The 23,783-nt window shown below is 70.4% G+C and carries 21 protein-coding genes and 1 pseudogene; 12 read left to right on the top strand and 10 right to left on the bottom strand.

Annotation, left to right across the window (positions count from 1 at the left end):
- Positions 1–129 precede the first annotated feature (129 nt).
- Positions 130–1,689: a hypothetical protein gene (locus tag OG841_RS19615; protein ID WP_328640344.1), complete on the top strand. Its 1,560-nt coding sequence runs from the start codon at positions 130–132 to the stop codon at positions 1,687–1,689.
- Positions 1,690–1,703: 14 nt separating this feature from the next.
- On the opposite strand, the gene OG841_RS19610 is transcribed toward OG841_RS19615, so the two are convergent.
- Positions 1,704–2,654 carry a M28 family metallopeptidase gene (locus OG841_RS19610; RefSeq protein ID WP_328640345.1) on the bottom strand — a complete coding sequence of 317 codons (951 nt, stop codon included), beginning with the start codon at positions 2,652–2,654 and terminating at the stop codon, positions 1,704–1,706.
- A 151-nt stretch (positions 2,655–2,805) separates the two neighbouring features.
- Positions 2,806–3,273, bottom strand: coding sequence for a VOC family protein (locus tag OG841_RS19605; RefSeq protein ID WP_328640346.1), 468 nt, complete (start codon positions 3,271–3,273; stop codon positions 2,806–2,808).
- A 143-nt stretch (positions 3,274–3,416) separates the two neighbouring features.
- Here OG841_RS19605 and OG841_RS19600 point away from each other — a divergent pair.
- A pseudogene (locus tag OG841_RS19600) lies at positions 3,417–4,571 on the top strand (MFS transporter); the annotation flags it as partial.
- 80 nt (positions 4,572–4,651) lie between these two features.
- Here OG841_RS19600 and rarD read toward each other — a convergent pair.
- Together rarD and OG841_RS19590 are read right to left on the bottom strand one after the other, a co-directional pair.
- Positions 4,652–5,656, bottom strand: a complete 1,005-nt coding sequence (gene rarD / locus OG841_RS19595; protein WP_371566283.1) for an EamA family transporter RarD — start codon at positions 5,654–5,656, stop codon at positions 4,652–4,654.
- A gap of 128 nt (positions 5,657–5,784) precedes the next feature.
- Positions 5,785–6,639, bottom strand: a complete 855-nt coding sequence (locus tag OG841_RS19590; protein WP_328640347.1) for an SDR family oxidoreductase — start codon at positions 6,637–6,639, stop codon at positions 5,785–5,787.
- Between the two features lie 91 nt (positions 6,640–6,730).
- Here OG841_RS19590 and OG841_RS19585 point away from each other — a divergent pair, with 91 nt between their 5' ends.
- Together OG841_RS19585 and OG841_RS19580 are read left to right on the top strand one after the other, a co-directional pair.
- Positions 6,731–7,141 carry a winged helix-turn-helix transcriptional regulator gene (locus tag OG841_RS19585; protein ID WP_328640348.1) on the top strand — a complete coding sequence of 137 codons (411 nt, stop codon included), beginning with the start codon at positions 6,731–6,733 and terminating at the stop codon, positions 7,139–7,141.
- A gap of 229 nt (positions 7,142–7,370) precedes the next feature.
- The gene (locus OG841_RS19580) at positions 7,371–7,940 is read left to right on the top strand and encodes a DUF6082 family protein (protein WP_328640349.1); all 570 of its coding nucleotides are present in this window, start codon (positions 7,371–7,373) and stop codon (positions 7,938–7,940) included.
- Positions 7,941–7,961: 21 nt separating this feature from the next.
- Here OG841_RS19580 and OG841_RS19575 read toward each other — a convergent pair whose 3' ends face one another.
- The 6 genes from OG841_RS19575 to OG841_RS19550 all read right to left on the bottom strand — a co-directional run bounded on the left by OG841_RS19575 (position 7,962) and on the right by OG841_RS19550 (position 16,059).
- Positions 7,962–8,219, bottom strand: coding sequence for a hypothetical protein (locus OG841_RS19575; RefSeq protein WP_328640350.1), 258 nt, complete (start codon positions 8,217–8,219; stop codon positions 7,962–7,964).
- Positions 8,220–8,425: 206 nt separating this feature from the next.
- The gene (locus tag OG841_RS19570; protein ID WP_328640351.1) at positions 8,426–9,505 is read right to left on the bottom strand and encodes a 2-oxoacid:ferredoxin oxidoreductase subunit beta; all 1,080 of its coding nucleotides are present in this window, start codon (positions 9,503–9,505) and stop codon (positions 8,426–8,428) included.
- Positions 9,498–11,426, bottom strand: a complete 1,929-nt coding sequence (locus tag OG841_RS19565; protein WP_328640352.1) for a 2-oxoacid:acceptor oxidoreductase subunit alpha — start codon at positions 11,424–11,426, stop codon at positions 9,498–9,500. Before OG841_RS19565 ends, OG841_RS19570 begins: the two co-directional genes overlap by 8 nt.
- A 267-nt stretch (positions 11,427–11,693) precedes the next feature.
- Positions 11,694–12,398: a response regulator transcription factor gene (locus OG841_RS19560; protein ID WP_328640353.1), complete on the bottom strand. Its 705-nt coding sequence runs from the start codon at positions 12,396–12,398 to the stop codon at positions 11,694–11,696.
- Positions 12,399–13,379: 981 nt separating this feature from the next.
- Positions 13,380–14,723, bottom strand: coding sequence for a sensor histidine kinase (locus tag OG841_RS19555; protein ID WP_328640354.1), 1,344 nt, complete (start codon positions 14,721–14,723; stop codon positions 13,380–13,382).
- A 112-nt stretch (positions 14,724–14,835) separates the two neighbouring features.
- Entirely contained in the window at positions 14,836–16,059 is a 1,224-nt protein-coding gene (locus OG841_RS19550; RefSeq protein WP_371566279.1) for a sensor histidine kinase, read from the bottom strand.
- A gap of 221 nt (positions 16,060–16,280) precedes the next feature.
- On the opposite strand from OG841_RS19550, the gene OG841_RS19545 reads away from it, so the two are divergent.
- From OG841_RS19545 to OG841_RS19510, 8 genes are read left to right on the top strand one after another with little or no spacing between them, the layout of a single operon-like run.
- Complete coding sequence (locus OG841_RS19545) at positions 16,281–16,703, top strand: NADH-quinone oxidoreductase subunit A (protein ID WP_057607955.1); 423 nt, start codon at positions 16,281–16,283, stop codon at positions 16,701–16,703.
- The gene (locus OG841_RS19540; protein ID WP_371566277.1) at positions 16,694–17,428 is read left to right on the top strand and encodes an NADH-quinone oxidoreductase subunit B; all 735 of its coding nucleotides are present in this window, start codon (positions 16,694–16,696) and stop codon (positions 17,426–17,428) included. The genes OG841_RS19545 and OG841_RS19540 overlap by 10 nt, the downstream gene beginning before the upstream one ends.
- Positions 17,425–19,158: an NADH-quinone oxidoreductase subunit C gene (locus OG841_RS19535; protein ID WP_328640357.1), complete on the top strand. Its 1,734-nt coding sequence runs from the start codon at positions 17,425–17,427 to the stop codon at positions 19,156–19,158. Before OG841_RS19540 ends, OG841_RS19535 begins: the two co-directional genes overlap by 4 nt.
- Complete coding sequence (locus OG841_RS19530; protein WP_062041765.1) at positions 19,155–20,123, top strand: complex I subunit 1/NuoH family protein; 969 nt, start codon at positions 19,155–19,157, stop codon at positions 20,121–20,123. The genes OG841_RS19535 and OG841_RS19530 overlap by 4 nt, the downstream gene beginning before the upstream one ends.
- Positions 20,124–20,125: 2 nt before the next feature.
- Positions 20,126–20,695, top strand: a complete 570-nt coding sequence (locus tag OG841_RS19525; RefSeq protein ID WP_311718279.1) for a NuoI/complex I 23 kDa subunit family protein — start codon at positions 20,126–20,128, stop codon at positions 20,693–20,695.
- Positions 20,692–21,384 (top strand): NADH-quinone oxidoreductase subunit J family protein, encoded by a 693-nt coding sequence (locus tag OG841_RS19520; protein ID WP_328640358.1) that lies wholly within the window; start codon positions 20,692–20,694, stop codon positions 21,382–21,384. Before OG841_RS19525 ends, OG841_RS19520 begins: the two co-directional genes overlap by 4 nt.
- Entirely contained in the window at positions 21,384–21,791 is a 408-nt protein-coding gene (gene nuoK / locus OG841_RS19515; RefSeq protein WP_059204951.1) for an NADH-quinone oxidoreductase subunit NuoK, read from the top strand. Before OG841_RS19520 ends, nuoK begins: the two co-directional genes overlap by 1 nt.
- The gene (locus OG841_RS19510) at positions 21,788–23,782 is read left to right on the top strand and encodes an NADH-quinone oxidoreductase subunit 5 family protein (RefSeq protein ID WP_328640359.1); all 1,995 of its coding nucleotides are present in this window, start codon (positions 21,788–21,790) and stop codon (positions 23,780–23,782) included. Before nuoK ends, OG841_RS19510 begins: the two co-directional genes overlap by 4 nt.
- The last annotated feature ends 1 nt before the right edge of the window (position 23,783 follow it).

The raw sequence follows: 23,783 nt of genomic DNA, 5'->3' as shown, positions 1-23,783 counted from the left end.
GCCCGCGCCCCGACCATGTCATCCCACTCGCCCTCCACCTGCTGGGACAGGCCTGTGACATCACGGTGACGTGAGAACCGGGGGCGAGCGGCGAGACTCGACAGTACGTGCACGACCGTGAGGGATGAGATGTCTCGACTCAGCCGCGAAAAGAAGCGGGACCAGCAGCGGGGGGCGACCCCGATCGACGTCCGCGTCCCCCTGACGGGTGAGTCCGCGACGGTGGCCGGAACGCCGGTCACCGCCCCGCCCGGCGAGGAACTCCACCAGACCGTCCTGACCCACCTCCACCAGCTCGCCCTCACCGGCGGCCGACCCGTCCACGCCACGATCCACGACGCCCGCATCGGGTATGTGGTCCCGCTGGAAGTCACGACGGACGGCTCCAGCCGCTTCACCGCGGAGCCTGTACGGATGGCTCAGCCGGAGGTTCCGCCGGTCGGTGCGGGCGAGGAGTCCGCGGAGACGCCCTGGCCGTCCGCAGGCGCCGACCCGCACGAGGAGCCCCCGCAGCTCCCGCGGTCACTCGACGAGCCCCCACGGGACCCGGCTCCCACATTCCGGCTGCGGAACCTGCCCGAGCAGCAGCCGACGGACGCCGAACCGTCCCCGACCCAGGTCCTGCGCCGGCTGCCGCACCCTCGGCGCACCGACCCGGCTCCGGCCCCCGGGACGGTCGCACCCCCGACGGGCGAGTTCGGCCCGCCCCCCGTCATGGACGCGGGCCCGGCCTCGCCCCCCGCCCCGCTGTCACCGACCGACTTCGCCTACACCCCCAGGCCCCTGCCGCAGCCCGACCCCGCTCCGGCACCGGCCGCAGCGCCGTCGGACGCGGTCCCGACCCCCGTATCGCCGTCGCCGGACGCCGTCCCCGCCCCCCAGCCGCCGAGCGACTCGGCGCCCGCGCCCCTGCCCTCGGCCGACTTCGCTTACACCCCCAGGCCCCTGCCGCAGCCCGACCCCGCTCCGGCACCGGCCGCAGCGCCGTCGGACGCGGTCCCCGCCGCCGAGCCGCCGAGCGACTCGGTGCCCGAGCCCAAGCCCCTGCCGTCGACCGGTTTCGCCGGTGTGCCGCAGCCGCTCCCGTCGGTCTCGCCCGTCCCGCGTCCCGCCGCCCCGCTCATCGATCCCGTCCCCCTCCTGGACGACCCCGGTCCCAAGCCGACCCCCGTGCGTGGGTTCGACGCCGTGGCCGAGGCCGTGCTGGGGGAGGGGTTGGTGGTGGAGGACAGCGCCGTTCTCGCGGAACCCGTCGAACGGATCAGTGAGGCGGTGCGGGAGGGGCGGACGGACGTTGCCGCCGAGTTGGCCGAACGGGTGGTCGGCGAGGCGTCCGAGACCCTGGGAGCCGAGCATCCCGATGTGCTGCGGGTGCGTGAACTCGCCGCCTACATCGCCTACTTGGGCGGCGAACCGGTCCGTGCCGCGGAGATCTCCCTCGATCTGGCCGACCTCCACCACCGCGCCGGAGACGCCGAGGCGGCCTACGGCAACGTACAGAGCGCGGCCACCGCGTGGAAGGCCGTACGGGATCCGCTGCGGGGCCTGGAACTCGGTCGCGACCTGCTCACCCTGTGGACGGACCTGGCCGCCGGAGAAGGCCCGGCGGCCGAGGACCCCGACAAGCTGGAGTCGGCCCGCGCCCGCATGCTCCGTCTCGCGGAACGCGCACGGAACGCGGACCAGTAGCACGGGAAGCCCTGTTACCGGGACAGCTCCCACACCGCGTACGCCACCGCGTCACTGTTGCGGTCCAGGGCCGTGTCGTTGATGTTGGCCGTGGTGTCGCACGACGAGTGGTAGCAGCGGTCGAAGGCCAGCCCCGAGGTACCGCCCCACTTGGCCGCCTGTGCCGCCGTCTTGACGTAGTCCGCCCCGCTGAACAGGCCGCCGACCGGCACGCCCGCGTTCTTGAAGGGCGCGTGGTCGGAGCGGCCGTCGCCCTCGGTCTCGATCTCGGTCGGGACGCCGAGGCCGGCGTAGTACGCCTTGAAGGTCTTCTCGATGGCCGGGTCGTCGTCGTAGACGAAGTACCCGGGGTTCGGCGAGCCGATCATGTCGAAGTTGAGGTAGCCGCTGATCCGTGAACGGTTGGCGGTGGAGAGGCCGTTGACGTAGGAGCGGGAGCCGACCATGCCCAGCTCCTCCGCGCCCCACCAGGCGAATCTCAGATGCTTGGTGGGCTGGTATCCGGCCCGGGACACGGCGAGCGCGGTCTCCAGTACGGCCGCCGAACCGGACCCGTTGTCGTTGATGCCCGCGCCCGCCGTCACGCTGTCGAGGTGCGAACCGGACATGACCACCTGGTTGGTGTCGCCGCCCGGCCAGTCGGCGATCAGGTTGTAGCCGGTGCGGCCGGACGAGGTGAACTGCTGGACCGTCGTGGTGAATCCGGCGGCGTCCAGCTTGGCCTTCACATAGTCGAGCGAGGCCTTGTAACCGGCGCGGCCGTGCGCGCGGTTGCCGCCGTTGGCGGTGGCGATGGACTGCAACTGGGTCAGATGCGCCTTCACGTTGGCCACCGGAATGTCCGGGGCCGCGGCCACCGCGGGCTGTCCCGCGGGGGCCGCGCCGGCTATGGATCCGCCGGCCAGGAGGGAGACGGTGGCGACGACGGCGGTGGCCGTGACGCGTCCGGGAACCGAGAGCTTCATGTGGGGGGCTCCGAATTCCGTGGGAATCCCTGAAGTCACAGGGATTCCACAGTGAATGGGTGCCTGGATGGTGAAGCTGAGGTTGACTCACCGTCAAGGGCGGAATCCGGTCACGGCCGTTCGCATAACGGACCCCATCGCTCTCATGGGTTCATTGCACGCAGAACTCGTTTCCCTCCGGATCCGCCATCACCACCCATTCGCCGCCCTGCTCCTTCACCTCCCGCAGCACGCTCGCTCCGAGCTCCGTCAGCCGCTCGACCTCGGCCGCCCGCTGTCCGTCGCCGGCGTGCACGTCGAGATGGAGCCGGTTCTTGACGGTCTTCGCCTCCGGCACCCGCTGGAACAGCAGCCGCCTGCCGCGACCCGTGCCGCTGTCCTTGTCGTACGGGTCGTCGGGATGCCGTACGGCGATCAGGTCCCGGAAGGTGAGGCGCGCGTGGTACTCGACGGTGGCCTCGCGCGGCAGCGCGCCGAGCTCCAGCAGCCGCTGGATGAGCGCGTCGTTGTCCTCGGCCACGTAGTGCAGAGCGGCAGCCCAGAAGTCGGCCTGGGCGTGCGGGTCGCCGGCGTCGACGACAAGTTTCCAGTGCAGGGGTGTGGGTGTGGTCTGCGTCATGGAGCCACTTATAGCGGCGAATCAGGTCCCGTACTGTCCTGAACGGCTCCTGACGCCGGGGCGGTACGACCGGATGGACCGTCCGTGGTCGGAGGGAACTGACCCTCAGTCGAGTAACTCCCCTCTACCGATGGAGTGTGGTCATGGGCGCACGCGCCTGGGCGCTGCTGCTCGTCCTGTGCGGAACGATCTTCCTGGAGGGCGCCGACATCGCGATGATGGCCGTCGCGATCCCGTCGATCCGGTCCGATCTGGGGCTCGCCACCGACACCGCGGCCTGGGTGGTGAGCGCCTATGTGCTCGGCTACGCCGGTTTCACCCTCCTCGGCGGGCGCGCGGCCGACCTGCTCGGCCGCCGCCGTATGTTCCTGATCTGGCTGACGGTCTTCCTCGCCTTCTCGGGCCTCGGGGGTCTGGCGACCGAGGGCTGGATGCTGGTGGTCGCCCGCTTCGTCACCGGCGTCTCCTCCGCCTTCATGACCCCGGCCGCACTGTCCCTGATCACCACGTCGTACGAGGAGGGCCCGCGGCGCAACAAGGCCCTGCTGGTCTTCGCCGGCACCGGAGCCGGCGGTTTCTCCCTCGGCCTGGTGATCGGCGGCCTGCTCACCGCGCTCGGCTGGCGCTGGGTGTTCTTCGCGCCGGTGCTGATGGCCGCCGCCCTGCTCCTCGCGGCCTTCCGGCTGATCCCGCGCCGGCCCGCCCCGCCGCCGACCGGGCACGGCTTCGACCTGCTCGGCGCCCTGACCGCCGCCGGCGCCATGCTGCTGGCCGCCTACACCGTCGTACGCCTGGAACACGGCCTGGACGGCTGGCGGTCGACGACGGCGTCCGCCGTCGGGGCGCTGCTGCTCGGGGCCGCCTTCGTCGGCGTGGAACGCCGGGCCGCGCACCCCCTGGTCCGGCTCGGGATCCTGCGCACGGGACCGGTCGTGCGGGCCGACCTCGGGGCGCTGCTGTTCGTCGGGGCCTTCTTCGGCTTCCAGTTCGTGGTGACGCTCTATCTCCAGGAACTGCGCGGCTGGTCCTCGGTGCAGACCGCGATCGCCCTGGTGGTCATGGGCTGCGACGCGGTGCTCGCGCCCACGCTCACCCCGAGGCTCGTCGCCCGCTTCGGCAACGTCCGCGTGATCGTCGGCGGCTTCCTGCTGGCGGTGCTCGCCTACGGCCTCTTCCTGCCGGTCGGCATGGACTGGCCCTACCTCGCGATGTTCCCGACGCTGATCATCGCGGGCACCGCCTTCGCGCTGGCGTACGGGCCGCTGACGATCGCGGCGACGGACGGGGTGGCCGAGTCCGAGCAGGGCCTGGCGGGCGGGCTGCTGCACACGGCGACACAGTTCGGCTCGGCGATCGGGATCTCCGCGGTGACGGCGGTCTACGGCCTGGCGCTGGGCGAGGCCGGCGGCTCCACACCCGAGGCCAGGCTCTCCGCCTTCCGTACGGCGCTGACGGTGCCCGTCGTCATGGTGGTGCTGGGCCTCGTGATCTCCCTCCTCAGCGTCCGCGCGGCCCGCAGGGCGTCCCAGGTGAGCAGCGTCAACGCCAGCCAGACCAGCGCGAACCCGGCCCAGCGCTCGGGTGGCATGGCCTCGCCGAAGTAGAAGATGCCGAGCAGGAACTGGAAGACCGGGGCCAGGTACTGGAGCAGTCCCAGCGTGGACAGCGGCACGCGGATCGCCGCCGCGCCGAAGCAGACGAGGGGGAGCGCGGTGACGATGCCGGTCGAGGCGAGCAGCGCCGCGTGCCCCGGCCCCTCGGAGGCGAAGCTCAGGTCGCCGTGCGAGCTCAGCCACAGCAGATAGCCGAGCGCGGGCAGGAACTGGATCGCGGTCTCGGCGGCCAGCGACTCCACGCCGCCGAGGTTCACCTTCTTCTTGACCAGGCCGTAGGTGGCGAAGGAGAAGGCGAGGGTGAGGGAGATCCACGGGGGCCGGCCGTATCCGACGGTGAGGACGAGCACGGCGGCGGCGCCCACCCCGACCGCCGTCCACTGCACGGGCCGCAGCCGCTCCTTGAGCAGCAGCACCCCCATCGCGATGGTGACCAGCGGATTGATGAAGTACCCGAGCGAGGCCTCGACCACGTGACCGCTGTTGACGGCCCAGATGTAGACGCCCCAGTTCACGGTGATGACGGCGGCGGCCACGGTGATCAGCGCCAGCCTGCGCGGCTGCCGCAGCAGCTCACCGGCCCAGGCCCAGCGCCGTACGAAGACCAGCGCGACGGCGACGAAGACGAGCGACCACACCATCCGGTGGGCGAGGATCTCCGCGGCCCCGGCGGGCTTGAGCAGCGGCCAGAAGAGGGGGACGAGGCCCCACATCCCATACGCGGCGAAGCCGTTCAGCAGACCTATGTGCCGCTCGCCCCTCGACTTCACGGACTCTCCTCCTCGCACCGTCCTCGCCTGCAAGAAGGTATCGCCGAGCACCCCCGGCTGTCATGCCCGTATCGCTATACGGTCATGACAGCCGGGGGTGCCGGTCCCAGGGGCCCCGCTGGGGAGTGTCAGCCCTTGAGCGCGACCGCGATCGACTCCGCGATCGGGGTGGCCGGACGGCCGGTCAGCCGGGACAGGTCGCCGGAGGTGACGACCAGCTCGCCCTTCTCGATGGAGGCGTCGACACCGGCGAGGATCGCGGCGAGCGGGGCCGGCAGTCCGACGCCCGTCAGGATCCCGGCGAAGGCCTCGACGGAGACGGCGTTGTAGGCGATCTCCTTGCCGGTCTGCCTGCTGAGCTCGGCCGCGTACTCGGCGAAGCCCCAGGGCTCGTCGCCGCCCAGCTCGTACGTCGTGTTCTCGTGCCCCTCGCCGGTCAGCACGGCCACCGCGGCGGCCGCGTAGTCGGCGCGCGAGGCGGTGGAGAGGCGACCGTCACCGGCGGCCTGTACCACGGCACCGTGCTCCAGGGCGGGGGCGAGGTTCTCGGTGTAGTTCTCGTTGTACCAGCCGTTGCGCAGCAGCGAGTAGGTCACGCCGGAGGCGAGGAGGGCCTCCTCGGTGGCCCGGTGGTCGTCGGCGAGCGCGGCCGTGAGGCTGCCCGGGGCGCTGGTGTACGCGAGGAGCGCCACGTCCGCGGCCTTGGCGGCGTCGATGACGACCTGGTGCTGGGCGGGGCGGCCCTTGTCGAACTCGTTGCCGGAGATCAGCAGCACCTTGTCGCCCGCCGCGAAGACCTTGTCGAAGGTCTCGGGGCTGTTGTAGTCGGCGACCGCTATCTTCACGCCCTTGGCGGCGAAGTCGGCGGCCTTCTCCGGGGTGCGCACGACGGCGGTGATCTGCTCGGCCGGGACCTTCTCGAGCAGCTGCTCGACGACGTGGCGGCCGAGGTGTCCGGTGGCTCCGGTGACGACGATGCTCATGATGTGCGATCTCCTTGTGGGGTGCGGTGGCACTAACCATAGGTGAAGCGCTAACTCTGCGAAAGTACCCACTTTGAAGTAAGGTACTGGCATGGCAGTAAGTGCGGAGATCAACGCCCCGGTGATGTCGGGCGAAGCGATGTGCCCCCACCGCCTCGTCCTGGAACACGTGACGAGCCGGTGGGGCGTCCTGGTTCTGATCCAGCTTCTCGACCGCCCGCACCGCTTCAGCGAACTCCGCCGGGCGATCGGCGGCCTCGGCCGCGGCGTCAGCGAGAAGATGCTGACCCAGACCCTCCAGACCCTGGAACGGGACGGCCTGGTGCACCGGGACGCCAAGCCGGTGATCCCGCCGAGGGTCGACTATTCGCTGACCGACCTCGGCCGCGAGGCGGCGGAACAGGTGCGCGGGCTGGCGGAGTGGACCGCGAAGAGGATGGCGGCGGTGCAGGAGGCGCGGGAGGTGTACGACGCGCGGAAGAGGGGCTCTGAGCAGGGGTGATACGCCTGCCCCGGGCCGGCTGAAGGCATGTACACGGCGCCAGGGGGCACACATGTATCAGGGCGTTGGTCGACATGCGAGCCTCGTCCACCCATGCGCCCCCTCTCCGCCTCCCACGCCGACTTGAGTCGGCGGGCACGCTGGATGCGGAGTGCCCACGCCCACCGTGTACCGACCCGCCATGCCACTTCTCGGCGCACGGTCACCGGATCCAGGGGGATGCCTTGACATGGCCACACAGACTCCGGCCGTTCGTCACAGCAGGATCGGTTCTGCTGTTGCTTCGGGACGCGACCTGATGCGGGCCTTCTTCGCTCGGGGCCCGCGCCGCCGACGTCAGGAGGACATCCTGCTGGAGTTACTCGGCCAGCTCACGCTGATGACGGAGGAGATCCATCGGGCGAATCTGATCCAGCAGTACCGGCTCACCCTGGAACAGATGGATCGCATGGTCGACGACCCGTCCATGGCCGAGGCCGCGAGCACTCTGTCGGGACTCTCCGAAGCCAGGCGTCGTCAGATGATCTTCGCCAACAGGCAGTACGGCAACCTCTTGCTGTCGCACCGCGTCGGGGCCTGCGACTGGGACGAACTGCTCGGTCATCTGCGTGTGCTGTGCCGCAACACGCGCTTCGCCGAGTACTGGGACCGTACGGTCGAGCACCGCAGAAGCCTGCCCGGGGATTCGTTGGAGGCGCAGGTCGGGGCCGCCGTCGACATCATGCTGGAGGAACTCGCCGAGGACCCCGACGAGTGGTGGATCGTGGGGCCGTCACCATCCACCGAATCCACGTCGTGAGGGCTCGGTGGGCACAGCGCCTCAGACGTCAGGGATGTCGCGCTTGGCTCGCATGATCGTCTCACGATCGATCACCACGATCCGCTCGTGGTCCGCCCGGGTCATATGGGAGGGGAGGAGGCGGTCCAGGTCCGCGGTGGCTTCCGTTCCGATGATCGCGAAGCTGCCGTCGCTCAATTCGAACACGTCCGGACAGGTCTCCGCAGTCTGACTGCCCCGAGCCTTCGGGGGGTCTCCGATGCGGCGGACAACGCTGAGGGCGGGAAAGTTGCGGAGCACTCCGGAGCCTTCTCTAGGCCGGAATGCTTCCGGCAACCAACGGTCGGAACAAGTTCGCACAGGCTCCCACAAGATCACGAACGCCGCTGCCCTTTTGTCGAAAGGGCACCTTGGTTTCGAGCGGATTAGCCCAGTTGCACGAGGCTCTCGTCGCGGTGGGGCCCACGCGTTGGCGCCTCCGGGCCCCACCGATCACGTACGGCAGCTCAGCCCACCACGGTCCAGGTGTCGCCGCCCGCCAGCAACGCCCCCAGATCCCCCTTGCCGTACTGCTCGATCGCCGCGTCCAGCTGGTCCGCCATCTGGGTGTCGTACACCGGCCGGTCCACCGACCGGAACACCCCGATCGGGGTGTGGTGGAGCGTGTCCGGGTCGGCCAGGCGGGACAAGGCGAAGGCCGTCGTGGGGGACGATGAATGCGCGTCGTGGACGAGGATCTGCGCCTCGTTCGACGGGGTCACCGTGACCACCTTCAGGTCACCCGTCGCCGCGTCCCGGACAACCCCCTTCGACAGGTCCGCGCCGAAGCGGATCGGCTTGCCGTGTTCCAGGCGGATCACCGCCTCCTCGGCCTGCTGGCGGTCCTTCAACGCCTCGAAGGCGCCGTCGTTGAAGATGTTGCAGTTCTGGTAGATCTCGACCAGTGCGGTACCCGGATGGGCGGCCGCCTCCCGCAGCACCTGCGTCAGGTGCTTGCGGTCCGAGTCCACCGTCCGCGCCACGAAGGACGCCTCGGCCCCGATGGCGAGGGACACCGGGTTGAAGGGGGCGTCCAGCGAGCCCATCGGCGTCGACTTCGTGATCTTGCCGACCTCGGAGGTGGGGGAGTACTGGCCCTTGGTCAGGCCGTAGATCCGGTTGTTGAAGAGAAGGATCTTCAGGTTCACGTTCCGGCGCAGGGCGTGGATGAGGTGGTTGCCGCCGATGGACAGCGCGTCTCCGTCGCCCGTGACCACCCACACCGACAGGTCGCGGCGCGAGGACGCGAGGCCCGTCGCGATCGCCGGCGCCCGTCCGTGGATCGAGTGCATGCCGTAGGTGTTCATGTAGTACGGGAACCGCGACGAGCAGCCGATGCCGGAGACGAAGACGATGTTCTCCTTGGCCAGCCCCAGCTCCGGCATGAAGCCCTGGACGGCGGCCAGGATCGCGTAGTCACCGCAGCCGGGGCACCAGCGGACTTCCTGGTCGCTCTTGAAGTCCTTCATGCTCTGGCGGGCCTCGGCCTTGGGGACGAGCGTGAGTGCCTCGATCGTGCCCGTGCCTTCCGTGGACGTCTCAGCCATCGATGGCCTCCTTGAGAGCCGTGGCGAGCTGTTCGGCCTTGAACGGCATGCCGTTGACCTGGTTGTAGCTGTGCGCGTCGACCAGGTACTTCGCCCGGACGAGCGTGGCGAGCTGCCCGAGGTTCATCTCCGGGATGACGACCTTGTCGTACGCCTTCAGCACCGCGCCCAGGTTGCGCGGGAAGGGGTTGAGGTGGCGCAGATGCGCCTGCGCGATCGACTCACCGGCCGTCCGCAGCCGTCGTACGGCCGCCGTGATCGGTCCGTACGTCGAGCCCCAGCCCAGCACCAGCGTGCGCGCCTCGTGCGGATCGTCCACGTCCAGATCCGGTACGTCGATCCCGTCGATCTTGGCCTGGCGGGTACGGACCATGAAGTCGTGGTTGGCCGGGGCGTAGGAGATGTTGCCCGACCCGTCCTCCTTCTCGATCCCGCCGATGCGGTGTTCGAGGCCGGGTGTGCCGGGCACGGCCCAGGGGCGGGCGAGGGTCTGTGGATCGCGCTTGTAGGGCCAGAAGACCTCGGTACCGTCGTCCAGGGTGTGGTTCGGGCCCTGCGCGAACTGCACGCTCAGGTCCGGGAGTTCGTCCAGCTCGGGGATGCGCCAGGGCTCGGAGCCGTTGGCGAGGTAACCGTCCGAGAGCAGCATCACCGGTGTGCGGTAGGTCAGCGCGATCCGGGCCGCCTCCAGCGCCGCGTCGAAGCAGTCGGCCGGGGTGCAGGGGGCGACGATCGGCACCGGCGCCTCGCCGTTGCGCCCGAACATCGCCTGCAGCAGGTCCGCCTGCTCGGTCTTGGTCGGCAGACCGGTGGACGGGCCGCCTCTCTGAATGTCGATGACGAGCAGCGGCAGCTCCAGGGAGACCGCGAGACCGATGGTCTCCGACTTCAGGGCCACGCCCGGCCCGGAGGTCGTCGTCACCGCCAGCGAGCCGCCGAAGGCCGCGCCCAGGGCGGCGCCGATGCCCGCGATCTCGTCCTCGGCTTGGAAGGTCCGTACCCCGAAGTTCTTGTGCTTGCTCAGCTCGTGCAGGATGTCCGAGGCCGGCGTGATCGGGTACGAGCCCAGGAACAACGGCAGGTCCGCCTGGCGAGACGCGGCGACCAGTCCGTAGGACAGTGCGAGGTTCCCGGAGATGTTGCGGTAGGTGCCGACCGGGAAGGCCTTCGTCGCCGGGGCGATCTCGTAGGAGACGGCGAAGTCCTCGGTGGTCTCGCCGAAGTTCCAGCCCGCACGGAAGGCGGCCAGGTTCGCCTCGGCGATCTCCGGCTTCCTCGCGAACTTCGTCCGCAGGAACTTCTCCGTGCCCTCGGTGGGCCGGTGGTACATCCACGACAAGAGGCCGAGCGCGAACATGTTCTTGCTGCGCTCGGCCTCTTTGCGACTGAGGTCGAAATCCTTGAGGGCCTCGACGGTCAGCGTGGTCAGGGGGACCGGATGAAGGCTGTAACCGTCGAGCGATCCATCCTCCAGCGGCGAGGCCGCGTACCCCACTTTCTGCATCGCCCGTTTGGTGAACTCGTCCGTGTTGACGATGATCTCCGCACCGCGCGGCAGATCCGCGATGTTGGCTTTGAGGGCGGCGGGGTTCATGGCCACCAGCACGTTGGGCGCGTCGCCCGGCGTGAGGATGTCGTGGTCGGCGAAGTGCAGTTGGAAGGAGGAGACACCCGGCAGGGTTCCGGCAGGGGCCCGGATCTCGGCGGGGAAGTTGGGAAGCGTGGACAGGTCGTTGCCGAAGGACGCGGTCTCCGAGGTGAAACGGTCCCCGGTGAGCTGCATCCCGTCACCGGAGTCCCCCGCGAAACGAATGATCACCCGGTCGAGGCGGCGGACGTCCTTCGCGCCGGCCTCTTTGCGCTGCTCTCCTACGACGGCTTCGTCGGCCTGCTCCGCTGGGCTGCTGACCTGACTGGTCACTGAACTGGACCTCCCTCTGGGCGGCTGTTCGGGAGCGGCCTTCCCGCAGGCCTTCCCAGGATCAACCCTACGACCGCAGGGGTCGCCTTCCCTCGGCCATTCGCATGATGAACGTGCATTTGAGACGGTACGACGCCCTGAATTGTCACGATTCAATCGCCCCCCGGCGCTTTCCTTGAAGACGCTCCCTCATCGTTCCTTGGTTCTCGGTCCCGGGCGGCCCCTCCGGCCGGCCGCCACCGCGGTATCTGACGCCGTGTCAGATGGTCAGGAGTTCAGATAGGTCAGCACCGCCAGCACCCGCCGGTGGTCCCCGTCGCTCGGGGACAGCCCGAGTTTCAGGAAGATGTTGCTGACGTGCTTCTCCACGGCCCCGTCGCTCACGACGAGCTGCCGCGCGATCGCCGAGTTGGTGCGCCCCTCGGCCATCAGTCCCAGGACCTCCCGCTCCCGGGGCGTGAGATGGGCGAGCACGTCCTGCTTGCGGCTGCGTCCCAGCAGCTGAGCGACCACCTCGGGGTCGAGGGCGGTACCTCCCTCGGCCACCCGCACCACCGCGTCCACGAACTCACGCACCTCCGCGACCCGGTCCTTGAGCAGGTACCCCACCCCGCGACTGGACCCCGCCAGCAACTCGGTGGCGTACCGCTCCTCCACGTACTGCGACAGTACGAGTACCCCGAGTCCGGGATGCGCCTTGCGCAGTTGTACGGCGGCTCGCACGCCCTCGTCCGTATGCGTCGGAGGCATGCGCACATCGGCGACCACGACGTCGGGCAGCTCGCCCTGAGCGTCCAGCTCGCCGATCGTCTTGATCAGTGCCTCCCCGTCACCCACACCGGCCACGACGTCGTGCCCGCGGTCGGTCAGCAACCGGGTCAGGCCCTCCCGCAGCAGCACTGAATCCTCGGCGATGACCACCCGCACCCTGTCCTCCACGACTCTCGGCCCCCCAGCCCACTCCCTGTCCATCCGCTGGACAAGTCCAGCATTCCAGCATTCGGATCCGGGCGGGCGCGGGCAACGGGATTAGAACCCCCGGAATACGAACAAGGACCCGATAACACGGGGCCACCCTCGAAATCCGGCCATCTTCGCCATGGGAGGGGACCACCGGGGGCCGGGAGACGCCGGTTTCTTGGGGGAGGGCGCAGGGTTTCGCGGGCGTCGCGCACCGCGCGGGGCGTCGGGTTGTGCGGGGGCCGGGGCCTCGCGGGGCGTCGGGTTGTGCGGGGGCCGGGGCCTCGCGGGGCGTCGGGTTGTGCGGGGGCCGGGGCCTCGCGGGGCGTCGGGTTGTGCGGGGGCAGGGGCCTCGCGGGGCGTCGGGTTGTGCGGGGGCAGGGGCCTCGCGGGGCGTCGGGTTGTGCGGGGGCAGGGGCCTCGCGGGGCGTCGGGTTGTGCGGGGGCCGGGTGCTTCGCAGGGGCGGGTCGCTCGGCCCCCTGCCCCCTGCGGGGCTTCCCCTGCGGCGCTTCCTCTGCGGCGCTTCCCGTGCGGCGCTTCCCGTGCGGCGCTTCCCGTGCGGCGCTTCCTCTGCGCCCCGCCAGCTCCGTCTTCCATCCCGTGCGGTGACTTTCGCTGCGTCCTCGCCTGCACCGCCCTCTACCGCCTGCGGTGACTTTCGCTGCGTCCTCGCCTGCACCGGCCCCTACCGCCTGCGGTGACTTCCCCCGCGCCCCGCCAGCTCGCCCCCCCGCTCCCCCTGTGGGGGTCCCCTTGGGCCCCGCCCAGAACCGCAGGGACGCCCCCAGTGGCCCCGGGCGGGGCCTCAAGGGGACGCACCTCAACCCACCGGAGCTCCGCCCGGGGCCGCTGGCGGTGCAGACCCGCGGAGCCCCCGCGGGGTTGAAGGGGCGGCAGCCCCTACGGAGGGGAAGGGGAGAGGGGAAGGGGAGAGGAATGAGGGAGGGCGGCGGGGGCGAAACAACCCCCACCGCCCTCTCACGCGGTACCCGTCACACCCGCTCGCCCCGCCACGGCAATTCCGCCGTGACCCGAGTGGGCCCCCCGACCGGCGAATCCACCACCAGGATCCCGTCCACCGCGTCCAGCCGCTCCGCCAACCCCGCAAGCCCGGACCCGGAGGACACATCGGCCCCACCCACCCCGTTGTCCATGACCTGCAGCATCAACCGGTTCTCCACCCGCCACACATCCACCGCGGCGAACGTCGCCCGAGAGTGCTTGCTGATGTTCTGCAGCAACTCCGACACCGTGAAGTACGCGATCCCCTCGATCGCCGGCGCGGGCCGAGCCGGCAGATCCACCTCCACCTGCACCGGCACCGTGCACCGAGAAGCCACCGCCGACAGCGCGGCGTCCAGCCCCCGGTCGGTCAGCACCGCCGGATGAATCCCCCGCGCCAGATCCCGCAGCTCCTGAAGCGCCGTCTTCACCTCACCGTGCGCCTCGTCCACCATCCGCGCCGCCGCGGCAGGATCCTCCGTGAGCTTCTCCTTCGCCAGCCCCAGATCCATGGCCAGCGCCACCAGCCGAGCCTGCGCTCCATCGTGCAGATCCCGCTCGATCCGACGCAGATCCGCGGACGCCGTATCCACCACGACCCCCCGGTCGGACTCCAGCTCCACCACCCGTGCCGACAGCCGGGTCGGCCCGAGCAGCCCGTGCACCATCAGGCGGTCCACCATCGTCAGCGCCCGCACGATCCACGGCGTGGCCAGCGTGAACAACAGTCCCACCAGCGCGGTCACACCGATCTCGAACGGGTTGTCCAGGTAGATGTGGTGGGTCTGGTCGCCGTAGAGCTGAAGCCCGTCCTGACCGACGTACGCCGGAAAGACCCAGAACCACAGCGGATACGTCAGCAGTGCCCAGCCGTACACCCAGAAGTTCACCGCGACGACGAACGAGAACGTCGCCCACGGCAGGTGCAGCACCGAGTACACCAGCGTCCGCCACGACGTCCCGCTCTTGAGCACCGCCCCCATCCACGCCATGAATCCGGGCTTCCGCATCCTGAGCGGCTCCGGATCCCCGACCTCGAGACCCAGCAGCCCCCGTGCCCGCGCCCGTTCCAGCGCCCCCAGCCCACGGCATCCGGCGAGCCCGGCCGCGAAGACCGGAATCCCGAGGAAGGTCACGAGGAGGCCCGCGCCGAGCGAGATCATCGTGACGGCGTACGTGAACATCACGATGCTGATCGGCAGGCTCAGCAGCACATAGCCGAACTCCCGCCAGGTCCGCCCCTCGAACGGCGCCCGCAGCCCGGCCGGCACCCGGTGCCGCCGTACCGTCTCGGGGAACCCGAGCCCACTGTCGTACCCGTAGTCCGTGGCCATCGACGTCGTCCTTCTTCTCTCGTCCCGCGCCTGTCGTGTCGTACCTCCACCCTGCTGCGCCGCAGGTCGACGGACCATGGAGTCCGTCGGCGTCTTGGAAGGGGGGTTTTCCCTACCCCTTCTCCAGGCCGCGGTCCCGCCACGGCAGCTCCGCCGTGACGACCGTCGGCCCGCCCGGCGGCGAGTCGATGACGAACAGCCCGTCGACCGCGTCGAGGCGCTCCGCGAGCCCGCGCATACCGGTGCCGCCGTCGAGCCGGGCTCCTCCGCGGCCGTCGTCCCACACCTGGATGAGCAGCCGGTTCTCCGAGCGCCACACATCGACCGACGCCGACCGGGCCCCGCTGTGCTTGCTGATGTTCTGGAGCAGCTCGGAGACGGTGAAGTACGCGATCCCCTCGATCGCCTGGACCGGGCGCGCGTCGAGGTCGGCGGTCACCTTCACCGGGACCGTGCAGCGCGAGGCGACGCTGGACAGCGCCGCGTCCAGGCCCCGGTCGGTCAGTACGGCCGGATGGATGCCCCGCGCCAGATCCCGCAGCTCCTGAAGCGCCAGCTTCACCTCGCCGTGCGCCTCCTCGACCATGGCCTGCGCGTACTCGGGGTCCTCCAGGAGCTTCTCCTTCGCGAGGCCGAGACCCATGGCCAGGTTGACCAGCCGGGCCTGCGCCCCGTCGTGCAGGTCGCGCTCGATACGCCGTAGATCGGCGGCGGCCGTGTCGACCACGACCCCCCGGTCCGACTCCAGTTCGGCGATACGGCGTTCCAGCTCGTCGGAGGGCGACAGCAGACCGCGCACCATCACCCGGTCCACGTTGGCGAGGCCCCGCGCGATGAACGGCAGGACCGGCCACAGCACGAACAACGAGGTCAGCGTGATGGTGAAGGTGAGCACCCCCCACGGCAGCCGGATGAAGTCGTACAGCACCGTCCGCCAGCCCACGGGGTCCTTCACCCCCATCCACAGCTGGGCGAAGAAGCCGTTGCCGCCGTTCTTGGTGCGCCACGGCAGCCGACTCGGTTCGTCCACCCGCACGCCGAGCAGCGCCCGGGCCCGCGCCCGCTCCAGCTTGCCCAGCTGCCGCGCGCCCAGCAGACCCGCCGCGAGCAACGGGAATCCGATCACCGTGACGGTCAGCCAGAAACCGGTGAACAACACCGTCACGACGTAGGTGAAGCCGAGGATCGACACCGGAAGATTCGCCAGGAGATGCGCGATCTCCTTCCAGGTGTGCGCGTCGTAGGCGAAACGGGCCGGCGGCGGCCGGCCGTCGTCGATTCCGCCGTGTCTGCCGGTGGTCACGGCGCGGCTCGGGGACGAATGGCGTTCGGTCATATGGGCTAGCGTGCCGCCCCGGACCGCCGCACGCCATGAGGCGGACCGCCGCGGCTTACGGGGGAAAACCCCACCCCGGCCTTTCGGATGGCTTTCCAGGGGTGACGGGCTGCTTACCGTCCCTTTATCAGGGCCTAGACTCCCGTGCGTACAGATCGTCGAACAGTGGTGTTCAGCGTGACCACTGTGTTCAGTGTGCTCACAGGGAGTGAGGGGCGGACGTGCCGGAACCGACCGTCGTCGATGCAACCGTCGTCGATCCGACCGTCGTCGCGGCGGACTACTTCCAGTCGTACTCGGTCGTCGGGCTGCTCGCCGTCGTCGGCGTGCTGTTCGTCGCGGTCGCCTTCGGCGCCGGCCGCCTGCTGCGACCCGTGGTGCCCACCCCCGAGAAGCTCCTGACGTACGAGTGCGGAGTCGACCCCGTCGGCGAGGGCTGGGCCCACACCCAGGTCCGCTATTACGTCTACGCCTTCCTCTACGTCATCTTCGCCGTCGACTCGATCTTCCTGTTCCCGTGGGCGACGGTCTTCGCGGCTCCCGGCTACGGCGCGACGACCCTCGTCGAGATGTTCATCTTCCTCGGCTTCCTCGCCGTGGGACTGCTGTACGCGTACAAGAAGGGTGTCCTGACATGGACGTGAACCCTGCGGTCGACTCCGCTGCCACGGAGCCCGTTCTGCTCCCGGAGCCGCAACGACTGGGCGCTCTCGCCCGCCTCGCCCCCGAGCCGATGAAGGTGATCCTCAACTGGGGCCGCCGGTACTCCCTCTGGGTCTTCAACTTCGGTCTCGCCTGCTGCGCCATCGAGTTCATCGCCGCGTCGATGGCCCGCCACGACTTCATCCGCCTCGGCGTCATCCCCTTCGCACCGGGCCCGCGCCAGGCCGACCTGATGGTCGTCTCCGGCACGGTCACGGACAAGATGGCACCGGCGGTGAAGCGTCTGTACGAGCAGATGCCCGAGCCCAAGTACGTCATCTCCTTCGGCGCCTGTTCCAACTGCGGCGGCCCGTACTGGGACTCGTACTCCGTGACGAAGGGCGTCGACCAGATCATCCCCGTCGACGTCTACGTCCCCGGTTGCCCGCCCCGCCCCGAGGCCCTGCTCCAGGGAATCCTGAAGCTCCAGGAGAAGATCGCCCGGGAGTCGCTGGAGGAGCGGTACGGGCCGTCCACGGCGCGTCCGTCGGCGGCCGCGCTGCAGAGCGGGTTGGTGAAGCCGCCTGCGCCCGCCTCTGCGCCTGCGCCCGCCTCTGCGCCTGCGCCTGCCTCTGCGCCTGCGCCTGCCTCTGCGCCTGCGCCTGCCTCTGCGCCTGCGCCTGCCTCTGCGCCTGCGCCGACTTCGGGCGAGGGGGAGTCACAGTGACCGCCGTCGGTTGGCTCCCCGCCCCCGCCGAGGAACTCTTCGGCCCCGAAGCCACCGCCGAGGAGTCGTACGAGGTCCTGACCGTGGACGTCCCGCCCACGACCTGGCTCACGGCACTGCGCGTCGCCCGCGACGAACTGGGCTGCACCTACTTCGACTGGCTCAGCGCCGTCGACGAACCGGGCACCGGCTTCCGCGTGGCGGCCCACGTGGCGGCCCTCTCCCCGGTACGACGCCTGCTCCTGCGTACGACGATCTCCCACGAGACCCCGGTGCTGCCCACCGCCGTCGACATCTACGCGGGTGCCGCCTGGCACGAGCGCGAGACCCACGAGATGTTCGGCGTCACCTTCGAGGGTCACCCCTCCCTCGCCCACCTCCTTCTGCCGGAGACCTTCGAGGGCCACCCCCTCCGCAAGGACTTCGTCCTGGCCGCCCGCGTCGCCAAGGCCTGGCCCGGCGCCAAGGAACCGGGCGAGTCCGAACACGGCGGCCCCAAACGCCGTCAGATGCTCCCCCCAGGAGTCCCCGACCCGAACGAATGGGGCCCCCTGAAAGGCCAACTCCCCCCGGCCCCGACTCGCCCCACCCGCGCAACAGGCCGCCCCCCGACCGAACGCCCACCCCGACCCACAGGCGACCGCCCGGCCCGCCGGGCCCGTTCGGCGGCGGAGGGTTCGGCGAGTCAGGCGGGATCGGATGCCGACAGCACCGGCGCCGGTGCCGCAGTCCCAGCCGGTGGCGCGCCCGAGTCCGCAGCTCCGGCAACCGGCTTGCCCGCGTCCTCGCCGGACGCCCAGCGAAAGGGTTCGCCCGCACCCGACTCAGACTCCCCGGCGTCGCCTGCCCCCGCCCACGCCCCTCAGCGTCCGGGAGCGACGGGCGGTGCACCGGGCGGACCTCGCCGGGCGCGTACCGCCTCGAGCGGTTCCGCGAGTCAGCGCGCCGCGGCGGCCCAGACCGAGCCGTCGACCGACGACGCGAGCACGAACCCCGCCCCGCCGAAGCGCCCCAGCACCCCCCGCAGCCCTGACGCGCCGTGGCACCACGCCCGCCAGGCCTTCGACGCCCCGGAACCGAAGCGACCTTCCCCATCCGGGGACCCTGAAGTCTCCGAGCGACCGACCACACCCGGCGCCCCCGGAGTCTCCGAGCGGCCTTCCTCATCTGGGGACAGCGGGGTCGCCGAGCGTTCCGGGGGCAGCGGAGTCGTCCAGCATTCCGAGGGCCCCGGGGTCTCCGAGCGGCCCGAGGGGGCCGAGATGCGCAAGGCCTCCCAGAGGCCCACGGCTTCGGGAGACTCGGCGGCCCCAGAAGGTCCCGCAGTTTCCGAAGCCCTCGAGGTTTCGGAGGAGTCGCCGGCTTTTGAGGGTCGCGGGGTTTCGGAGGATCCGTCGGCTTCCGGTGGTCGCGAGGTTCTGGAAGAGCCGTCGGCCACCGGTGCTCCCCAGGTTCCGGAGAAGCCGCCGGTTTCCGGGGAGCCGGCCTCCGAGGAGTCCACGACCTCCGAAGGATCCAAGGCCTCCGAGCGGCCCCAGACTTCAGGGCGCCCCCCGACTTCCGAGGTTCCTGAGGCTCCCGAGGAGTCCCAGGACCCCGAACGCCCAGATGGCACCGCCCCGAGTCCCGACCGCGCCGCCCAGGCCTCCGAGGACCCGGACCCCGACGAACCCGCCACCCCCGACCCCCACGCCCCCACTCCCGACAAGCCCGCAGGAGGCCCGCAGTGAACGACGCTCTCGACGTCGCCCTGCGACTCCTGATCGTCTTCGTCGTCTTCCTCACCTTCCCCCTGATCATCGGCCAGACCGAGCACAAGGTGATGGCCCACATGCAGGGCCGCCTGGGCCCGATGTACGCCGGCGGCTTCCACGGCTGGGCCCAACTCGTCGCGGACGGCGTGAAGTTCGCCCAGAAGGAAGACGTCGTACCGGCGGGTGCGGACCGCCGTATCTTCCAACTCGCCCCCGCCGTCGCCCTCCTGCCCTACCTCCTCGTCCTCCTCGCCATCCCGATCGGCCCCGGCGAGGGCGCCGTCGGCGAGGTCGTCGACGCGGGCGTGTTCTTCGTGCTCGCCGTGATGGGCGTGGGCGTCCTCGGCTCCCTCATGGCCGGCTGGGCCTCCGCCAACAAGTTCTCCCTCCTCGGCGGCCTGCGCACCGCCGCACAGCTCCTCGCCTACGAACTCCCGATGCTGCTCACCGCCGCCTCCGTGGCGATGGCGGCCGGAACCGTCTCCCTCCCCGGCATCCTCGACGCCTTCGAGTGGTGGTGGCTGCCCTGGCAGATCGTCGGCGCGATCGTCTTCTTCGTCGCCGGCCTCGCCGAACTCCAGCGCCCTCCCTTCGACATGCCGGTCGCCGACTCGGAGATCATCTTCGGCGCCTACACCGAGTACACCGGCCTGCGTTTCGCCCTGTTCCTCCTCGCCGAGTACGCCGGAATCGTCGTCCTGTGCGGCCTGACCACCGTCCTCTTCCTGGGCGGCTGGCACGGCCCCTGGGGTGCCGACGGGCTCGGCTGGGTCTGGACCCTCCTCAAGACGGCCGTGCTCGCCTTCGTCGTCATCTGGCTCCGCGTGACCTATCCCCGCCTGCGCGAGGACCAGCTCCAGAAACTCTCCTGGACCCTCCTCGTCCCCCTCTCCCTCGCCCAGATCGCCCTCACCGGCATCGTCAAGGTGGTGATCCAGTAACCATGGCCCCCATTCCTGGCAGTGGCCTCGCCAAGGGCCTGGCCGTCACCCTGCGCACGATGACGAAGAAGACCGTCACCGAGCAGTACCCCGACGCCCAGCCCGACCTCCCGCCCCGCACCCGCGGGGTGATCGGCCTGTTCGAGGAGAACTGCACGGTCTGCATGCTGTGCGCCCGTGAGTGCCCCGACTGGTGCATCTACATCGACTCCCACAAGGAGACGGTCCCGGCGGCGACCCCTGGTGGCCGCGAACGCAGCCGCAACGTCCTCGACCGCTTCGCCATCGACTTCTCCCTCTGCATGTACTGCGGTATCTGCATCGAGGTGTGTCCTTTCGACGCCCTGTTCTGGTCCCCCGAGTTCGAGTACGCCGAGACCGACATCCGCGACCTCACCCACGAGCGGGACAAGCTCCGCGAGTGGATGTGGACCGTCCCGGCTCCACCGGCCCTGGACCCCGGCGCTGAGGAACCGAAGGAGATCGCCACCGCCCGCAAGACCGCCGAGAAACTGGCGGCGGCCCAGGCCGAGCCGGCCCCGTCGGCCGATCCCCAGGGGGAGGAGTCGTGACCCTCGCCCAGGCAGCGCACGGCTTCCTCTCCCCGACCGGCGTCGAGATCGCCTTCCTGCTCGTCGGCCTGGTCACCTTCGGAGCCGCGATCATCACCGTCACCACCAAGCAGCTGGTCCACGCCGCCCTGTGGCTGGTCGTGGCCCTCGGCGGCCTAGCCGTCGAATACCTCCTGCTCACCGCCGAGTTCATCGCATGGGTGCAGGTCCTCATCTACGTCGGCTCCGTCGTCGTCCTCCTTCTGTTCGGTCTGATGCTCACCAGGGCCCCCATCGGCCGCTCCCCGGACGCCGACTCCGGCAACCGCTGGGCCGCCCTCGTCGTGGCCCTTGCCGCGGCGGCCGCTCTGGTCTGGGTGGTCGTCGACGCCTTCCGCACCACCTGGGTCGACCTGGACGGCCCCGCCGCCGGCTCCACCGAGGCAACCGGTGCGAGCCTCTTCCAGAACTGGGTCCTCCCCTTCGAGGCCCTCTCCGTCCTGCTCCTCGCGGCGCTGGTCGGCGCGATCGTCCTGTCCCGCAAGGCGAAGGCGGAGTCGAGCTCTCCCCCTGTGAACTCCCGAGCTGTGACCGGTAGTTCCCCACCCGTCCCTGATTCCCGTAATCACACGATCAGGCGAAATGATCCGGTTGAGGGAACCGAGTCGGCCAAGGGAACCGAGCCGACTGAGCAGGAAGGCGCCCGCTGATGCACCTCGCCTATCCCGCCGTACTCTCCGCCCTCCTCTTCTGCACCGGTCTCTACGGCGTCCTGGCCCGCCGCAACGCGATCCTCGTCCTGATGTCGGTCGAGCTGATGCTCAACGCCGTCAACCTGAACCTGGTCGCCTTCGACGTCTGGCTCAGCAGGGCCGCCGAGGAGACCCTGCACTCCGGCCAGGCCCTGACCCTGTTCACCATCGCCATCGCCGCCGCAGAGATCGGCATCGGCCTTGCGATCGTCCTCGCCGTCCACCGCAACCGCGGCACCGCCGACATCGACAAGCTCCGCGACACGGCCGAGGGCCACGACCCCGACACCTCCGACGACGACGCCCGCACGGCCGAACAGGCCGCAGAGTCCGGGCGGACCGGGAAGGCTGAGGCCACCGCGTGACCACGACCACCCTCGCCGTCCTCGTCCCCCTCCTTCCTTTCCTGGGTGCCGCGGCCGGCCTGCTCCTGGGCCGCACCGCCCCCGGCTTCGTCCGCCCGCTCGCCGTCCTGCCGCCCCTGGTCGCCCTTGCGCTCGCCGCGGTGGTCGCCGTACGCCAGGGCGGCGAACAGACGGTGAACGCCGCCACCGAACTCACCCCGACCGGCTCGGTCCCGATCGAACTCGCCCTGTACATCGACGGCTTCGCCTCCCTCGTCGCCGTCCTGGTCGCGTTCGTCGCCACCTGTGTGCAGATCTACTCGACCGGCTATCTGCGCGACGACCCGCGCTATCCCTCCTACGCCGCTCTCGTCTCCCTCTTCACCTCCGCGATGCTGCTCGTCGTCTACTCCGGCGACCTGATCGTGCTGCTGGTCGGCTGGGAGATCATGGGCATCTGCTCGTACTTCCTGGTCGGCCACTACTGGGAGACCCCGGAGGCCCGCGCCGCCTCCCTCAAGGCATTCCTGGTGACCAAGCTCGGTGACGTCCCCTTCCTGATCGGCCTGTTCGCCCTGGCCACCGACGCCGGCTCCTTCCGGATCACGAAGGTCCTCGACGCCGTCGCGCACGGCGGGCTCGACCACCCGACCCTGATCGTCCTGCTCCTCCTCGCGGGCGTGGCGGGCAAGTCGGCGCAGTTCCCGCTGCACACCTGGCTTCCCGACGCGATGGCGGGCCCCACGCCCGTCTCCGCTCTGATCCACGCCGCGACGATGGTTGCCGCCGGTGTCTACTTCATCGCCCGCCTCCTCCCGGTCTTCGAGGCCTCCCAGGCCGCGATGGTGGTCCTCGCCGTCATGGCCGCCGTCACGATGATCGGTTCGGGTCTCGCCGCGCTCGCCCAGGACGACATCAAGCGTGTCCTCGCCTACTCGACGATGGGCCAGCTCGGCTACATGACCGGCGCCCTCGCCGTCGGCGACCGCGGTGCCGCCGTCTTCCACCTCCTGTCCCACGGCGCCTTCAAGGCGCTGCTGTTCCTCGCGGCCGGCGTGGTCATCCACGCCGCCGGCACCAACTCCCTGGCCGCCATGTCCCGTATGAAGGACCTGAGCGCCCGTGTCCCCGACGCCTACTGGACGATGACCGTGGCGCTCCTCGCGCTCGCCGCGATCCCGCCCTTCAGCGGCTTCTTCTCCAAGGAGTCCGTCCTCGGCGCGGCCGAGCACGTCGCCACCGGCCACACCGAACACGCCCCCGGCGCCGCAGGCTGGATCACCCTCGTCGCCGGCCTCCTCACGGCCCTGCTCACAGCCGCGTACGCGACACGGCTGTGGCTGCTGGCCTTCCGCGGGCGGGGCACCGAAGCCCCCGACCACGGACGCCAGCCGCTGACGATGACCGTCGTCCTCTGGGTCCTCGCGGCCCCGTCCCTCGCCCTCGGCGCGTTCTCCTACCGCGTGCTGCCCGACTGGTTCGACGGCCGCGACCTCACCCCGACCCTCACCACCTCCGTCCTCGGCACGGGCGTGGCCCTGGTCGGCGGCATCGTCACCTACGCGGCCTGGCGGCACACCAGTGCGGTCACGGCCCGCGTCCCGCTGGGTGCCGTCGCCGCCCACCCCGAGGGCGACGCCGGACTGGTCGAGGCCGAAGCCATCGCCACCCACGAGCCCGCATACGGAGACGTGGCCTACGCGCCCGACCCCGCGGACCCCGGTCGGTTGCTGCTCGGCCCACTGCACCGCCACGCCGCCGTCGGTTTCCACCTGGACGCCCTGTACTCGGCCCTCTTCGTCCGCCCGGTACAGGCCGGAGCCACCCTCGTCCGGTTCCTGGACCGTGAGGTCGTCGAGACCTACGTACGCGGCGCGGGAACACTGCCCCGCTGGCTCGGCACCGCCGTACGCCGGGCCCAGACCGGCAATCTGCAGACCTATGTGAGCGCGCTGCTCGCCGGCACCGTTGTCCTCGCGGTTGCCGTCGTCCTCGTCGCCACGGGAGCGTGAG

The sequence above is a fragment of the Streptomyces canus genome, from assembly GCF_041435015.1.
Classification (GTDB): Bacteria; Actinomycetota; Actinomycetes; order Streptomycetales; family Streptomycetaceae; genus Streptomyces; species Streptomyces canus_G.
The sequence above is the reverse complement of the archived record's forward strand: the minus strand, read 5'-3'. Positions and strand labels throughout refer to the sequence as shown.

Coding starts and splice junctions, on each gene's coding strand:
- OG841_RS19615 (WP_328640344.1), top strand. CDS start 130: ATGTCTCGACTCAGCCGCGAAAAGAAGCGGGACCAGCAGCGGGGGGCG.
- OG841_RS19610 (WP_328640345.1), bottom strand. CDS start 2,654: ATGAAGCTCTCGGTTCCCGGACGCGTCACGGCCACCGCCGTCGTCGCC.
- OG841_RS19605 (WP_328640346.1), bottom strand. CDS start 3,273: ATGACGCAGACCACACCCACACCCCTGCACTGGAAACTTGTCGTCGAC.
- OG841_RS19590 (WP_328640347.1), bottom strand. CDS start 6,639: ATGAGCATCGTCGTCACCGGAGCCACCGGACACCTCGGCCGCCACGTC.
- OG841_RS19585 (WP_328640348.1), top strand. CDS start 6,731: ATGGCAGTAAGTGCGGAGATCAACGCCCCGGTGATGTCGGGCGAAGCG.
- OG841_RS19580 (WP_328640349.1), top strand. CDS start 7,371: ATGGCCACACAGACTCCGGCCGTTCGTCACAGCAGGATCGGTTCTGCT.
- OG841_RS19570 (WP_328640351.1), bottom strand. CDS start 9,505: ATGGCTGAGACGTCCACGGAAGGCACGGGCACGATCGAGGCACTCACG.
- OG841_RS19560 (WP_328640353.1), bottom strand. CDS start 12,398: ATGGACAGGGAGTGGGCTGGGGGGCCGAGAGTCGTGGAGGACAGGGTG.
- OG841_RS19555 (WP_328640354.1), bottom strand. CDS start 14,723: ATGGCCACGGACTACGGGTACGACAGTGGGCTCGGGTTCCCCGAGACG.
- OG841_RS19550 (WP_371566279.1), bottom strand. CDS start 16,059: ATGACCGAACGCCATTCGTCCCCGAGCCGCGCCGTGACCACCGGCAGA.
- OG841_RS19540 (WP_371566277.1), top strand. CDS start 16,694: ATGGACGTGAACCCTGCGGTCGACTCCGCTGCCACGGAGCCCGTTCTG.
- OG841_RS19525 (WP_311718279.1), top strand. CDS start 20,126: ATGGCCCCCATTCCTGGCAGTGGCCTCGCCAAGGGCCTGGCCGTCACC.
- nuoK (WP_059204951.1), top strand. CDS start 21,384: ATGCACCTCGCCTATCCCGCCGTACTCTCCGCCCTCCTCTTCTGCACC.